Annotated in this window: 11 protein-coding genes; 7 read left to right on the top strand and 4 right to left on the bottom strand. The window is 44.5% G+C overall.

Annotation, left to right across the window (positions count from 1 at the left end):
- The 4 genes from CS948_RS13170 (at position 1) to CS948_RS13155 (ending at position 4,956) form a co-directional block, all read left to right on the top strand.
- Entirely contained in the window at positions 1–750 is a 750-nt protein-coding gene (locus CS948_RS13170; protein WP_099292182.1) for a sulfite exporter TauE/SafE family protein, read from the top strand.
- Between the two features lie 122 nt (positions 751–872).
- The gene (locus CS948_RS13165) at positions 873–1,247 is read left to right on the top strand and encodes a thioesterase family protein (protein WP_099292181.1); all 375 of its coding nucleotides are present in this window, start codon (positions 873–875) and stop codon (positions 1,245–1,247) included.
- A 94-nt stretch (positions 1,248–1,341) separates the two neighbouring features.
- Positions 1,342–3,348, top strand: coding sequence for an excinuclease ABC subunit UvrB (gene uvrB / locus CS948_RS13160; protein WP_099292180.1), 2,007 nt, complete (start codon positions 1,342–1,344; stop codon positions 3,346–3,348).
- Positions 3,349–4,071: 723 nt separating this feature from the next.
- Positions 4,072–4,956 carry an Rpn family recombination-promoting nuclease/putative transposase gene (locus CS948_RS13155; RefSeq protein ID WP_099292179.1) on the top strand — a complete coding sequence of 295 codons (885 nt, stop codon included), beginning with the start codon at positions 4,072–4,074 and terminating at the stop codon, positions 4,954–4,956.
- A 146-nt stretch (positions 4,957–5,102) separates the two neighbouring features.
- Here CS948_RS13155 and CS948_RS13150 read toward each other — a convergent pair whose 3' ends face one another.
- Positions 5,103–5,525 (bottom strand): PaaI family thioesterase, encoded by a 423-nt coding sequence (locus CS948_RS13150; protein ID WP_099292178.1) that lies wholly within the window; start codon positions 5,523–5,525, stop codon positions 5,103–5,105.
- Between the two features lie 69 nt (positions 5,526–5,594).
- Positions 5,595–5,903: a DUF4491 family protein gene (locus tag CS948_RS13145; protein WP_099292177.1), complete on the bottom strand. Its 309-nt coding sequence runs from the start codon at positions 5,901–5,903 to the stop codon at positions 5,595–5,597.
- Between the two features lie 112 nt (positions 5,904–6,015).
- Here CS948_RS13145 and bcp point away from each other — a divergent pair, with 112 nt between their 5' ends.
- The 3 genes from bcp to CS948_RS13130 all read left to right on the top strand — a co-directional run bounded on the left by bcp (position 6,016) and on the right by CS948_RS13130 (position 9,844).
- Positions 6,016–6,483, top strand: a complete 468-nt coding sequence (bcp, locus tag CS948_RS13140; protein ID WP_218014311.1) for a thioredoxin-dependent thiol peroxidase — start codon at positions 6,016–6,018, stop codon at positions 6,481–6,483.
- Between the two features lie 88 nt (positions 6,484–6,571).
- Positions 6,572–7,594, top strand: a complete 1,023-nt coding sequence (gene recA, locus CS948_RS13135) for a recombinase RecA (RefSeq protein ID WP_099292175.1) — start codon at positions 6,572–6,574, stop codon at positions 7,592–7,594.
- 174 nt (positions 7,595–7,768) lie between these two features.
- Positions 7,769–9,844 (top strand): S9 family peptidase, encoded by a 2,076-nt coding sequence (locus CS948_RS13130; protein WP_099292174.1) that lies wholly within the window; start codon positions 7,769–7,771, stop codon positions 9,842–9,844.
- 39 nt (positions 9,845–9,883) lie between these two features.
- Here CS948_RS13130 and CS948_RS13125 read toward each other — a convergent pair whose 3' ends face one another.
- Both CS948_RS13125 and CS948_RS13120 read right to left on the bottom strand, forming a co-directional pair.
- A complete protein-coding gene (locus CS948_RS13125) occupies positions 9,884–11,356 on the bottom strand; it encodes a putative Ig domain-containing protein (protein ID WP_099292173.1) in 1,473 nt (490 codons plus the stop codon).
- A gap of 116 nt (positions 11,357–11,472) precedes the next feature.
- Complete coding sequence (locus CS948_RS13120) at positions 11,473–14,130, bottom strand: zinc-dependent metalloprotease (protein WP_099292172.1); 2,658 nt, start codon at positions 14,128–14,130, stop codon at positions 11,473–11,475.
- Positions 14,131–14,139: the final 9 nt, after the last annotated feature.

Raw genomic sequence — 14,139 nt, 5'->3', positions numbered from 1 at the left:
ATGACAATAACAGAAGCACTCATCACCATATTGCTCGGCATGGCAGCCGGGTTTATCAATACAGTGGGCGGAGGTGGTTCCATGTTGGTGGTGCCCTTCCTGATCTTTATCGGTCTTCCGGCAAATGTAGCCAACGCGACAAACCGGATTGCCATTTTGTTACAAAACGTGGTTTCCGTCGGAAGTTTCAAACAAAAGAAAATACTTGATTTCAAAACCGATTACAAACTTCTGCTCCCCGTTGCCCTCGGAAGTATCGTGGGGGCTTTGATAGCGGTAGATATTAACGAGGACGTCTTCAAAAAAGTCATTGCCGGACTGTTGATTATCATGTTCTTCATGCTGCTTCTCAATCCCGACGCTTGGGTAAAAGCCAACGCGGATAAAGCAAAAATGAAACAACCGTGGCTGCGAAACCTGATCTTCTTTTTTATCGGTATTTACGGCGGCTTCATCCAAATCGGTATCGGTTTCTTTCTGCTTGCCGGACTGGTGCTGGGGTGCGGTTACGACCTGTTGAAAGCTAATGCCATAAAACTGTTTATCGTTCTCTTTTACACGATTATCGCTCTAGCAATCTTCATATACAACGATCTGGTCAACTTCAAAGTAGGTCTTATCCTTGCCTGCGGCAATATGCTCGGCGCGTGGCTCGGCGTACGCTTCAGCGTGAAATGGGGTGCGAAATACATTCGCTATTTCCTGCTCGTGATACTGGTAGTCGTGGCTATCCGCCTGTATTTTAGCTAAAAATAAAAAAATACAAATACTGGAAAATGACGGAAATAGGAAATTATTGAAATAAGTAGGCGACAAAAAAGCATCGCATACGATATATTTTGGTAACTTTGTCCTATAAATTTTACATCACCATGGAAATAAAAATAGGACACTCGTTCACGCAGGAAATAACAGTTCAGCATAAAGATACCGCGGCTGTTTACGGTTCGGGGAAATTGGAAGTATTTGCAACCCCGGCAATGGTCGGATTGATGGAAAACACGGCAATTAAATGCCTCGAAGGAATGCTCGACGCTGACAGCGATACCGTGGGTATTGAAATCAACACCAAACACGTGAAAGCTACCGCCGTGGGCAAAAAAGTAGGCTGCAAAGCCACCATTACCGAAGTCGACGGTCGCCGTATTCGCTTTGAAATCGAAGCGTGGGACAAAACCGCCCCTATCGGAACAGCCGTCCACGACCGTTTCATCATCAACCCGGAGAAATTTATGAGCAAACTTTAATAATTGAAAATTGAAAATGCAGAATTGAAAATGAAATAATCTTTCAAACACTTCAATTCACATTTTCAATTTTCAATTCTCAATTTTCAATTGTATGTTTAAGCTTACCTCAGAATTTCAACCCACCGGCGACCAACCGGAAGCAATAAAACAACTGACACAGGGACTTGAAGAAGGTACCCCGGGACAAGTGTTGCTGGGGGTCACGGGTTCGGGGAAAACATTCACGATCGCGAACGTCATAGAAAAGGTACAACGCCCTACCCTTATTTTAAGTCATAACAAAACATTAGCCGCACAGTTGTACTCGGAGTTCAAAGCGTTCTTTCCGGAAAATGCGGTCGAATATTTTGTTTCCTATTACGATTATTATCAGCCGGAAGCCTATCTTCCGACAACAAACACTTATATAGAAAAAGACCTCGCTATTAACGACGAGATCGATAAACTACGCCTACGGGCAACCGCTTCCCTCCTCTCCGGACGACGGGATGTGGTCGTAGTTTCATCTGTTTCCTGCCTGTACGGTATGGCAGACCCGACAGCTTTCGGGGCAAATATCATCTTCCTGCGCCGGGGACTGAAAATCGCCCGCAATCAATTATTACGACGTCTGGTAGACGCCCTTTACGTGAACAACGAACTCGAGTTCAAACGGGGAAGTTTCCGGGCAAAAGGTGAAACCGTGGATATATTCCCCTCCATCGAAACTTTCGAGGGCATGGCTTACCGGATAGAATTCTGGGATGATGAAATCGACCGGATCACTTCTTTCAGCCCACAGACCGGAAAGACCATGGATGAAATGGAAACATTGAACATCTACCCGGCAAACTTATTCGTCACGGACAAAGCCACGTTGGCAAAAGCCATCCACGACATAGGACACGACCTCACTATACAAGTCGATTTTCTTAATTCTGTCGGGAAACACATGGAGGCCAAACGTCTGGAAGAACGGGTAAATTACGATCTGGAAATGATTCGGGAACTGGGATACTGTTCCGGAATCGAAAACTATTCCCGTTATCTGGACGGTCGTGCCGCAGGTGTACGTCCATTCTGCTTACTGGATTACTTCCCGCAAGATTTCCTGTTGGTTGTCGATGAATCGCACGTGACGCTACCACAGGTGAGAGCCATGTACGGGGGCGACCGCTCCCGCAAACAATCGCTCGTGGAATACGGCTTCCGGCTTCCCGCCGCTTTTGACAACCGTCCGCTTACTTTCGAGGAATTCGAGGCAAACACGGGACAAACGATATACGTCAGCGCTACCCCTGCCGATTACGAACTCGAGAAATGCGAAGGCGTCGTGGTCGAACAAATTATCCGCCCCACGGGTATCCTCGATCCGGAAATCGAAGTCGTACCCAGCAAAAACCAGATAGATCATCTTGTCAACGAAATACAGCAACGAATAGAAATAAAAGAGAGAGTTCTCGTTACCACGTTGACCAAACGCATGGCAGAGGAACTGAGTAAATATTTAGACCGTATTCGCATCAAATGCCAGTACATCCACTCCGACGTGGACACGCTGGAACGAGTGCAAATCATCGAGAACCTGCGCAAGGGAATTATTGATGTCATTGTCGGGGTAAACCTGCTCCGTGAAGGATTGGATATGCCGGAAGTTTCTCTTGTCGCCATTCTCGACGCCGACAAAGAAGGATTCCTACGCTCCACGCGCTCACTCATACAAACCTCCGGACGTGCAGCCCGTAACTTGAACGGAAAAGTCATCATGTACGCCGACACGATTACCCGTTCCATGCAGGCAACCATAGACGAAACCAATTATCGTCGGGAAAAACAAATGGAATACAACCGTGAACACGGCATCATCCCCACCCAAATTCACAAAACAACCGAATCCGTGCTAAAAGAAACTTCCCGTGCTTACGTGGAAGAAGAGCATATCAACATGGCCGCCGATCCGGTTACCGCTTACATGAGCAAACCCGAACTGGAAAAGATGTTGCAAAAAACAAAAGCCGCCATGCAAAAAGCCGCCAAAGAAATGGACTTCCTCGAAGCCGCCCGCCTGCGTGACGAAATGTTCAAACTCGAAGAAACAATAAAACGGCTGGAACTTTAAGATTGTTCAACGGACAACATATCGCTGCATCTTAAGAATATATTCAAAGAAAACGAACTGGACGAAAATTCAGTTACCGAGGAATTCTCGGTAACTGAATCTGACGACAAATCTCGCTTAAATACTTTTACTCAAAAGGTTATCTTTCCAAGATAATTTTATAAAATAAAAGCAAGAAGAGAGCATAACTTTTCTGACAGCACATAAACTTTTCAACTTGGTCTTTTCTATATCTAAAAAATAATATAAACTATCCTCTATAAAAATCGGAATAAACCAACCATTAAATATCTGATAACTATAGAAGAACTATCTTTATCGGAATATTCAAATCTATTTCCGTGGTGTTTTATATACACAATCTTATACCAAAAAACAATTATGCCACGACATTTTTTTATCCTAATAGGTGTTTCATGGGGGTATGATAGGAGTATGATAGAAGTATCACCCAACCAACACCCTGCAAACAGCTTGGTATATAGCTGTTATGTTACCAACTTGCCTAGGTTTACCTATAATATACCACGAGAACACACCTCGTTCAAATTCTTGCTCTCTTCATCGAAATTATAGAATCGATTTTTTCACATGGTAATCTTGTCTATCCGATATTTTCTAAATAAAGTGTATACAAATTGATAGAATCCCCGCACAAGCGTGATTTTTTGTTTGTAAAGTAATTATACTTATATTTGTTGGTAGAACTAATAAAGAATGCATATGGAAACAGGAAACCGATATATCCGTTTTGATTGGGCCATGAAGCGCTTGCTGCGTAATAAAGCTAATTTTGCCGTGTTGGAAGGATTGTTGACCGTGTTGTTGGGTGAGCGTATTACTATCCAGAAATTATTGGAGAGCGAGAGTAATCAGGAAGACGAATATGATAAATATAATCGGGTGGATATGTTGGCTGAAGATTCCAAAGGCCAACTTATCTTGATAGAGGTACAAAATAATAATGAGTACGCTTACTTCCAACGTATGTTGTTCGGGACGTCAAAGTTAGTTACCGAATATATCAACCGGGGAGAGGGATATGACAAGGTACGCAAAGTGTATAGCGTGAATATAGTCTATTTCTCCCTGGGACACGGGAAAGATATCGTTTATCATGGTAAAACGGAATTTCACGGTATTCACACCGGTGAAGTGCTTGAATTAACACCTTTTCAGCGACAAACATTCAAGGTGGATACAGTTAGCCAACTTTACCCCGAGTATTACATCTTGAGAGTGAATGATTTCAATCAAATAGCGAAAAGTCCGTTGGAAGAATGGATTTATTATTTGAACACGGGTAACATTCCGGAATCTGCTACAGCACCCGGTTTGAACGAAGTTCGTGAACGTCTGAAGCTTGATAGAATGACTAAAGAAGAGTTAGACGCATATTATCGGCATTTGGATAATGTGGTTATTTTGCGGGATAATATTTTTACCGAACGTGCGGAAGGACGCGCGGAAGGACGTATGGAAGGACGTGCGGAAGGTGAGTTACAAAAAGCTAAGGAAATAGCATCAAACTTGAAAAAAGCAGGTTTGAATATTGAAATAATCGCTCAAAGTACAGGGCTATCGATTTTAGAAGTAGAGAAACTTTAAACTACATAAATAGGGTATTTTGTAAACATGAAAACCAGAAGAGCCCAAACAATGAAACTCTTTTGGTTTTCGTGCCATGTCAATTTTTTTCCTCATCATCCGGCAAACTTCCGATTTTTTGTTTTTTCGGCAAAAATTATAACTTTTTATTTGTGATCTGACGACTTCGGCAATACCACGTTCGTGATACGGCACACGGAAGCCAAGTTCCCGAATTCATCCGTCACGTTCACGGCAACCACGTGGGTTCGTTGTCCCTTATGGATAAATTCAGCTCGCCCGATAACATAACTCCCTTGGGCTTTACGGATATGATTGCCATTAATCTCGATTCCGAACACGTGATTTTCTTCCAAATTTTCCCCGATATAGGTTAATCCACTTCCCACGGTTTCCACCAATGCCATAATCGCTCCACCGTGCAACAATTGTCCCGGACGCATCGTGCGTTCATCAATCGGCATCTTTGCTTCCAACCAATTCTCTCCCACCCCGATAAACTCAATTCCCAAACTTTCCATCAATGTCCCCCGGCGTTCCCGGTTCATCTGTTCTATAAGCTCTAACATGTATTGATTTTAGATTTATGATTTTAGATTTTAGATTTCCACCCACAACCCAAGGCTTTTAATCGTAAATTAATTTCTCTTTTTTTTGGGATTCGCGGGAAACCATCCTTTCTTTACCCTTTCTTCCTGCTCGAAAACTTCCTTAATCGTCCAAAAAGACGAGAAGGCAAATACACCCAGCAAAGATGACCACAACACGTTGGTAACCCACAGGGCAGCAAGCGTTCCGGCGATTCCCAATACAAGGAATATCCACCAACATTTTGTACCCCAGTAATACTCCGCTTTTACTACCACGGGATGAAATAACCCGATAATCAGGAAGGTACAAATCCCGATAATTAATCCAGTCAAGTTATATGATTCAATGAATTCCATAAATGTTTTTTTAGACTCCCGCAAATGTACAAATATTCCCAAAACACTACCTTATTTCTCCAAAATATTCCTACTTTTGTATGGAAGTACGAGAAAAAACTAAGCAACTATGATAACACTGAAAGAAGGAGAAAAAGCCCCTTATTTCGAGGGCATAAATCAAGACGGCAAAAAAATTACCTTGGATGATTTCAAGGGGAAAAAATTAATACTTTATTTCTACCCGAAAGATAACACTTCAGGATGCACGGCAGAGGCTTGCAGCTTGAACGACGGGTATTCCTCCCTCACGAATAATGGCTTTGAGGTTGTAGGAGTTAGCCCCGATTCGGCAAGTTCTCATCAGAAATTTATAGCGAAATACAACTTGTCGTTCAACCTTATCGCCGACACGGACAAAAAGATACTGGAAGCTTACGGCGTATGGGCAGAAAAGAAAATGTACGGCAGAACTTACATGGGCGTATTACGCACCACGTTTATCATTGACGGAAACGGTATTATTCAAAAAATCATCACGAAAGTGAACACGAAGGAGCACGCGAAGCAAATCCAAGAGCAATTGAAAATTGAGAATTGAAAATTGAAAATGAAATGCGAGAACAACAACTTGTAACTCGCCGAAGGTGAACAAAAATCATAAATCTAAAATCATAAATAAATCAAGTATGGCAAATGCAGAAACCAACCAAGACAAGTTAAAAGCACTTCAACTCACGCTCGACAAGATCGAGAAGAATTTCGGGAAGGGAAGCGTCATGAAACTTGGGGATAATGTCGTAGAAGATGTTATGGCTATCCCCTCGGGTTCTATCGGACTGGACAGAGCTCTGGGCGTAGGCGGTTATCCCAAGGGACGCGTCGTAGAAATCTATGGCCCCGAATCTTCAGGTAAAACAACACTCGCTATTCACGCTATCGCTGAAGCACAGAAAATGGGTGGTATCGCCGCTATTATCGACGCGGAGCACGCTTTCGACCGGGTATACGCGGAGAAACTGGGCGTTGACGTGGATAATTTATTTATTTCACAACCCGACAACGGGGAACAAGCCCTTGAAATAGCGGAACAATTGATTCGTTCGGCTGCTATCGATATCATCGTGATTGACTCTGTTGCCGCCCTTACCCCGAAAGCTGAAATCGAGGGAGAAATGGGTGACAGCGTGATGGGATTACAAGCCCGTCTGATGTCCCAAGCCCTACGTAAATTAACGGGAACAATTAGCAAAACAAATACTTGTTGTATCTTTATCAACCAATTACGTGATAAAATCGGTGTTATGTTCGGTAATCCCGAAACGACAACCGGTGGTAACGCACTGAAATTCTACGCTTCCGTGCGTCTGGATATCCGCCGTATCGGTCAGATCAAGGACGGGGAGGAAATTTACGGTAACCACACCCGCGTGAAAGTAGTGAAAAACAAGGTAGCTCCTCCATTCAAAAAAGCGGAATTCGATATCATGTACGGGGAAGGTATCTCCCGTTCCGGTGAAATCGTTGACATGGGTGTTGAATACAACGTGATCAAAAAAAGCGGAAGTTGGTTCTCTTACGGGGAAAGCAAACTGGGACAAGGACGGGAAACCGTGAAACAACTTGTCATGGACAACCCGGAATTGGCAGAAGAACTCACGCAAAAGATCGTGGAAGCAATAAAGAGTGGTGTGCAACCGGCAACGAAATAAGTTATAAAGTTCATAAGGTTCATAAAGTTTATAAAGTAATTGTTTTTCCCCACAGGATGCTTTTCCACGGTAGCTAAAGCTACCGTTAAATACTGTCCGAAGGACACCCGTCACTTTAAGAACTTTATAAACCTTATAAACTTTACAAACCCTATAAAACAGCTGAAATATACAATGAAAAATCGTTTATTTTCTGCACTTATCCTGCTATCCGTTGTGTCGTGCGATAGCCAGAAAGAGGCAGTAAAAACAAGTTATAAAACACCGGATATGAAATTAGCATCCGACGTGATGACTCCCGAAGTGTTATGGTCATTTGGCAGACTCGGCGGAATAAGTGTATCCCCCGACCAGAAATCACTCGTGTACGAGGTGACTTACTTCAACAAAGAAGAAGACCGCTCGTACAGTGATGTCTACCTGATGAATCTTGCTGACGGAACATCCAAACAATTAACCGACACGGATTACAAGGAATTCGGGACAACATGGACTCCCGACGGTAAAATTGCCTTCATGTGCAGCAAATCGGGTTCCGTCCAATTATGGGAAATGAACCCGGACGGCAGTAATCTCAAACAATTGACCAACGTGGAAGGTGGTATCGGGGGATATATTTTCTCCCCGGACAAATCCAAACTTCTCTTCTTGAAAGATGTGAAACTGGAAAAAGATGTACACGACTTGCACCCGGACCTCCCGAAAGCGAATGCCCGCTTGATCAACGACCAGTTCTATCGTCACTGGAATGATTGGGTGGAAGCGTACACCCACCCGTTTGTCGCCGACTATATCGCGGGACAAATGATTACCTCCGGTAAAGACATCATGGAAGGCGAGAAATGGGAATCTCCCGTTCGTCCTTGGGGTGGCACCGAGCAACTGACATGGACAAAAGACGGTCAAGGCGTTATCTACATGGCACGCAAAAAAGAGGGTATCGATTACGCTTTCTCTACAAACACGGACTTATACCTTTATAACGTGAAATCCGGGAAAACCGAGAATCTCACGAAAGGTATGATGGGGTACGACCAAAATCAAGTGATCTCTCCCAACGGGGAATTCATGGCATGGGAAAGTATGGAACGTGATGGATACGAGGCTGATAAAATCCGCCTTTTCGTGATGAATCTGAAAACAGGCGAGAAAAAGGAGTACACGAAAGACTTCGACCAAAACGTGGGTGGTCTTACTTGGGCTGACAATAACACGCTCTATTTTATTTCCGATCACCACGCCACCGACGAGATTTACAAGTTGACGTTGAACGACGGGGTTATCACCAAATTAACCGAGGGCGTACACAACTATACTTCCGTTATCCCGGTAAACGATTACCTGATCGCTACCAAAGTATCCATGAGCAAGCCGGCAGAAATCTACAAAGTAGACCCGAAAACCGGAAAGGACACGGAACTCTCGTTCGTGAACAAAAAGATACTGGATCAACTGACCATGGGTAAGGTGGAATCCCGTTGGATAAAAACTACCGACAACAAAAAGATGTTGACATGGATTATCTATCCTCCCCATTTCGACCCGAACAAGAAATACCCGGCAATCCTTTATTGCGAGGGCGGACCGCAAAGTACCGTCAGCCAGTTCTGGAGTTTTCGCTGGAACTTCCAGATGATGGCAGCCAACGGCTATATCATCGTTGCTCCTAACCGCCGCGGTTTACCGGGATTCGGTCAGGAATGGAACGAACAGATCAGCGGGGACTATTCCGGACAAAACATCAAGGATTATCTTTCTGCCATCGACGAGATGAAGAAAGAACCTTATATTGACGAGAATCGTTTGGGATGCGTGGGAGCCTCTTATGGAGGGTACTCCGTGTTCTACCTTGCCGGACATCACGACAAACGTTTCAAAGCGTTTATCGCCCATTGCGGTATCTTCAACATGGAAATGCAATATTTCAACACCGAAGAGATGTGGTTCGCACAATGGGACATGGGCGGTGCGCCTTGGGACAAGAAAAACAAGGTGGCTCAACGTACTTTCGAAAATTCCCCGCACAAATTTGTCGGAGAATGGGACACCCCGATTCTGGTGATCCACGGTCAAAAAGACTTCCGCATCGACGCATCGCAAGGTATGGGAGCTTTCAATGCCGCACGTATGCGTGGCATTCCGGCACAATATTTATATTTCCCGGAGGAATGTCACTGGGTACTCGGATGCCAGAACGGTATTTTATGGCAACGAACTTTCGCCGCTTGGTTGGACAAATGGTTGAAATAATATAAAAAAAGCCTCGTTTTTCACGAGGCTTTTTTATTTCTATTCCAGCTTAAATACGGCTGTCACGTGCGGTTCTAAATTGAGTTTCAATTGCTCAAATTCTCCCACGTTCTGATGTAACCAGACATCTCGCACGAACGCTTTCCCGAATCCCAATAAATCCAATGGTACCACGACCTCTTCCGGTTCATCCCCCCGATTCATCACGGCTAAAGCGACACGCCCGCCATCCAGCGGTTTCATCCATATCTCGCAATTTCCCTCTTTCTTCATCATTCTCCCTTGCAGTCCTAGCACATCTTGATTAATCGCGATAATCTCCGGATTTGTCAATATTCTTAAAACAGAGTCGGGCATATTCCGAACATCGTTCCCGCATAACAGAGGGGCAGCCATCATACACCACATACTCATGTGTGTACGATACTCTTTTAAGTTACAACCATATTGCACGTCGCCGGAGTTAATACTCGAACTCTTCCCGCAAATTCCGACAACCAACATATCCGGGTCATTCCATGCCCCCGGGAAAGCGTAATCGGCCAATTTAGCGTTCTTGTCAATAATATCCAGTATGCCGTATAATCCTGTTCCCGATTCTCTCAAATCCCAAGCGTCACGAATATCCTCCGTTGTACGCCAATAATGCCCGCCGACTTCTCTCGCCCACTCCCACGGTTCACGACGTCCCCACTCGCAAACACTGTAAATAATCGAACGATCGGTAGACCGCAGAGCCTCTCCCATCTTCCGATAACGTGCAATCGCCGTATCCCGTGATGCCGGAGCACCACAATAATCATATTTCAACAAATCCACTCCCCACTCGGCGAAATCACGGGCATCTATTTCCTCGAAGCCGTAACTTCCGCACACGCCCGCACAAGTATATTTCGAGGCGTCCGAATAGATACCTAAACGGAATCCTCTCTCGTGCAGGTAATCGGCAACATATTTTATTCCTCTTGGAAACTTCGTCGAGTCAATGACAATATGCCCGTCCGCCCCTCTCTCTTTCAACTGCCACAAATCGTCAATATTAATGTAATTATATCCTAAATCACGCATTCCGTTCGCGATCATCGCCTCTGCCGTTTCGATAACCAAGGCTTCCGTCAAATCTTGTCCGAAAGTATTCCAACTATTCCACCCCATCACCGGCGTCAGCGCCAACTCCTTGCCAATCTGTATTTTCAACTCGCTCACCCTGCTTCCCAGCTTATTAGTAGCCGTAATCTTCACCTTATACTCCCCGGCATTCTCCACGATACCCCGTATAATTCCCGTCTCGCCATTCAAGGTCAATCCCCCCGGTAACCCTTCCGCCGTCCAAGTCATGGGACGCTCACCCGAAGTCGGAATAGCGAAAATAAACTCCGTACCGGGATAATTCCCCACCACGTAAGGCGGATTCACACGAGGCTCCCCCTCGAAGACGCCCTCGAACTTCCCTCTCTTCCCCGTACACCCGAACAGGGCAAATATCAAAACAAACCACAATACATTTTTCATATACTATATTTTAACAATCATGCACAAATATAATGCTTGTTAATTGAAATATTCATGAAAAATCCCGAAGAATTCAAATCATTCCCCGGGATTTTTTCAAAAAACAGTAAATTCTACTACATTATCGCTTTCATCACTCGTTTCAACTCGAATAACATCATTTGATAATGCTCCCTAGAATTCCGATCCGGAGCGGAGCCTACCGCTTGAGCCAATAACTTTTCTAATTTTATCGCTATCGCGTACAAACTGGAACTTGTTTCATCAATCGTTCCCATTTCCACGCTCTTCTGCCAGCCATAACCGGAACCGAATTGATCGAGTCCCAATTTCTTGGCAACCGCCCCGTGTCCCAGTTCAGCCTCTATCAAGCGCAATTCATCAATATATTGTTCAACCACTCCGCTTTCGTCCAACCCATACAAGTAGATTTCATCAACAGACGGTAAAAACGATTCGCCCGAAGTTATTCCCAACGTGAGCTTCTGCTGATTTTTATCAGCTAATGAAGTGGATATGGAAGCAAGCATCATTTTTTGCAAAGCCCGATCGCCCGCCGTCACTTTTCTTCCCTTAATGGCACTTTCCCACACGCCATTGTACAAATCATCAAAATACTCGCTTAACGTGTATGGATTCTTGGCGATATGAGAAGACAACATCACGTTTTTACGGATATCAAACAACATTTTTGCACCTAGAGCCTGAACACGGGTAGAAATAGCCACGTCCAAACCGATTTTTCCCGTAACGTCTTTATTATCCAGCCAATCACAAGACTTTACTTGTTTCAAAACCCATTTTAACGCGGTTCGCTGAGTTTTCTCCGGCACGGGCTCAAAACGTTTCCCCGGGGTTCCGTCTTTTACCTCTGTCAGATAAATACCTCCCACGTTATAGATCACGTTTTGCAAGTAACGCACGTATTGATTAGCCATAAAATTATACACCAATTTTCTATGCGAACCATCCGGGTCATCCGTAATCCATTCATTCACGTGTGCCAATATATATTTCAAGTTTCTTATCCCGTAATCACTGGCTTTCATGGCATCATCACCCAAATCTTCTTCCAATGCCGTCGGGTCAAAGCGGGCTGCAACCTGTTGTTTCCCGTAACGATACATGGGATCACCCGCTTTCTCGTCCACCCAATTTTCCAAAATCACCGCTTCCTCTTTCTCGTCCTTCGCTTTCGGAAAACAAGTATACAACCATTTAATGGCATACTCGTCGTATATACCCAACTCGGGTGGTGACACGTTAACACCTTTATCCGTCGGTTGAGCCACATAATTATAGCGGGCATAATCCATGATAGAAGGAGTTGTACCGTACTTACTTGTAAATGACGCGGAACGCAAGGAATCTACCGGATAAACCGAAGATGCCGACATATTATGCATCAGCCCCAACGTATGCCCGATCTCGTGTGCCGTGGCATAAGCAAGTGACTCGTGTACCACGTCATCCGGCATTTTTTTCGTCCGCACTCTCGGGTCCAACTGAGCCGTCTGCGTGAAACGCCATTGATTGATCAAACGAATCAAATCGTTATAGATAATCACGGAAGCATTAACAATTTCGCCGGTTGTCGGGTCAACCCAAGAAGGTCCCATGGCATTTGCCGTGGTACTGGGAATATAGCGAATACAAGAATATTTCAGGTTATCCGGATCAAAATCAGGATCATCTTTCGGGAAATCGCGTACCTGCATCACGTTCTTGAAACCAATTTTCTCGAAAGCCTTGTTCCAACGCAATACCCCTTCTTTAATAGGTTGGATCCAAGACTCCGGAAAAGCATCATCCACGTACCAAACAATAGGTTTTACCGGCTCCACCAACTCGCCGCGTTCATACGCCCCGACATCCGAGGGTTCTAGGCGCCAACGATGAGCGAAAGAAATTTTCCGTATCCGGTCATCATCATTCGAGATCAAATCTTTTTCCGTCAAAAAAATCCCCACTCTCGAATCAGAATAACGCGGGCGCATTTTACGCTCCGGCAATAGCAACAAGGAACGAGTAGCTTTAATTGTCAGGGGCTCATTCGTCATCAAGGTGATCATTCCCATCATATTCAACGAAACGCCATACGCGTACCACGTCTTAACAACCACGTTATCCTCGAAAGCCTTGATCTCATCCAACTTCACGCCATTGGTTTTCGGGGAAGCTGTTATGGTAACCACCCCTCCTCCTCTCGAGACCGGCGACATCTCCCCGCCGGTAAACAACGCCGTCATATCAAACACGACGGCAGAACTATCTTTATTGTAAGCCTCTACCTTATAAGTATTAATCAACGGATCTATGAAACTCCGGCTTCGGATAATATCCTCGCGAGCCTCGTTCATCCTGAATTCCGCGGCAGCGTTCACTCGCCTCATACACACGCTGCTGTCCTCCAAAGTGAACTTGATATGCATCGGATCGTTTTCCTTGAATCCCATCTTACAGAAAATATCATTACTGGACTCCGACGCCACGGAAGCCAGCAACATCTCTCTTCCCATGTACTTCAAAGGCAACTCGAAATAAAGCTTATTACCCACCTTGTGCAACGTCATAAATCCATTTTCCGTGGCAACATGCCCGCTCTTGTTGAATAACTTCTCGTACTTGCTCAACGGCTTGGGTGCCGGTTTCTTCTCCACGACTTCTACTTGACCCTTTTTTTTCTTTTTCTTTGATTTTGTATTCCCGTACGAGCTTTCACTCAAAGAAAATACAAACAATGCAATTACAAACAATACAATACAATTTTTCATACATACTTT

This window comes from Butyricimonas sp. Marseille-P3923, assembly GCF_900184685.1.
Taxonomy (GTDB): domain Bacteria; phylum Bacteroidota; class Bacteroidia; order Bacteroidales; family Marinifilaceae; genus Butyricimonas; species Butyricimonas muris.
Note: the sequence above shows the minus strand (reverse complement) of the source record. Positions and strands in the feature narration are given on the sequence as shown.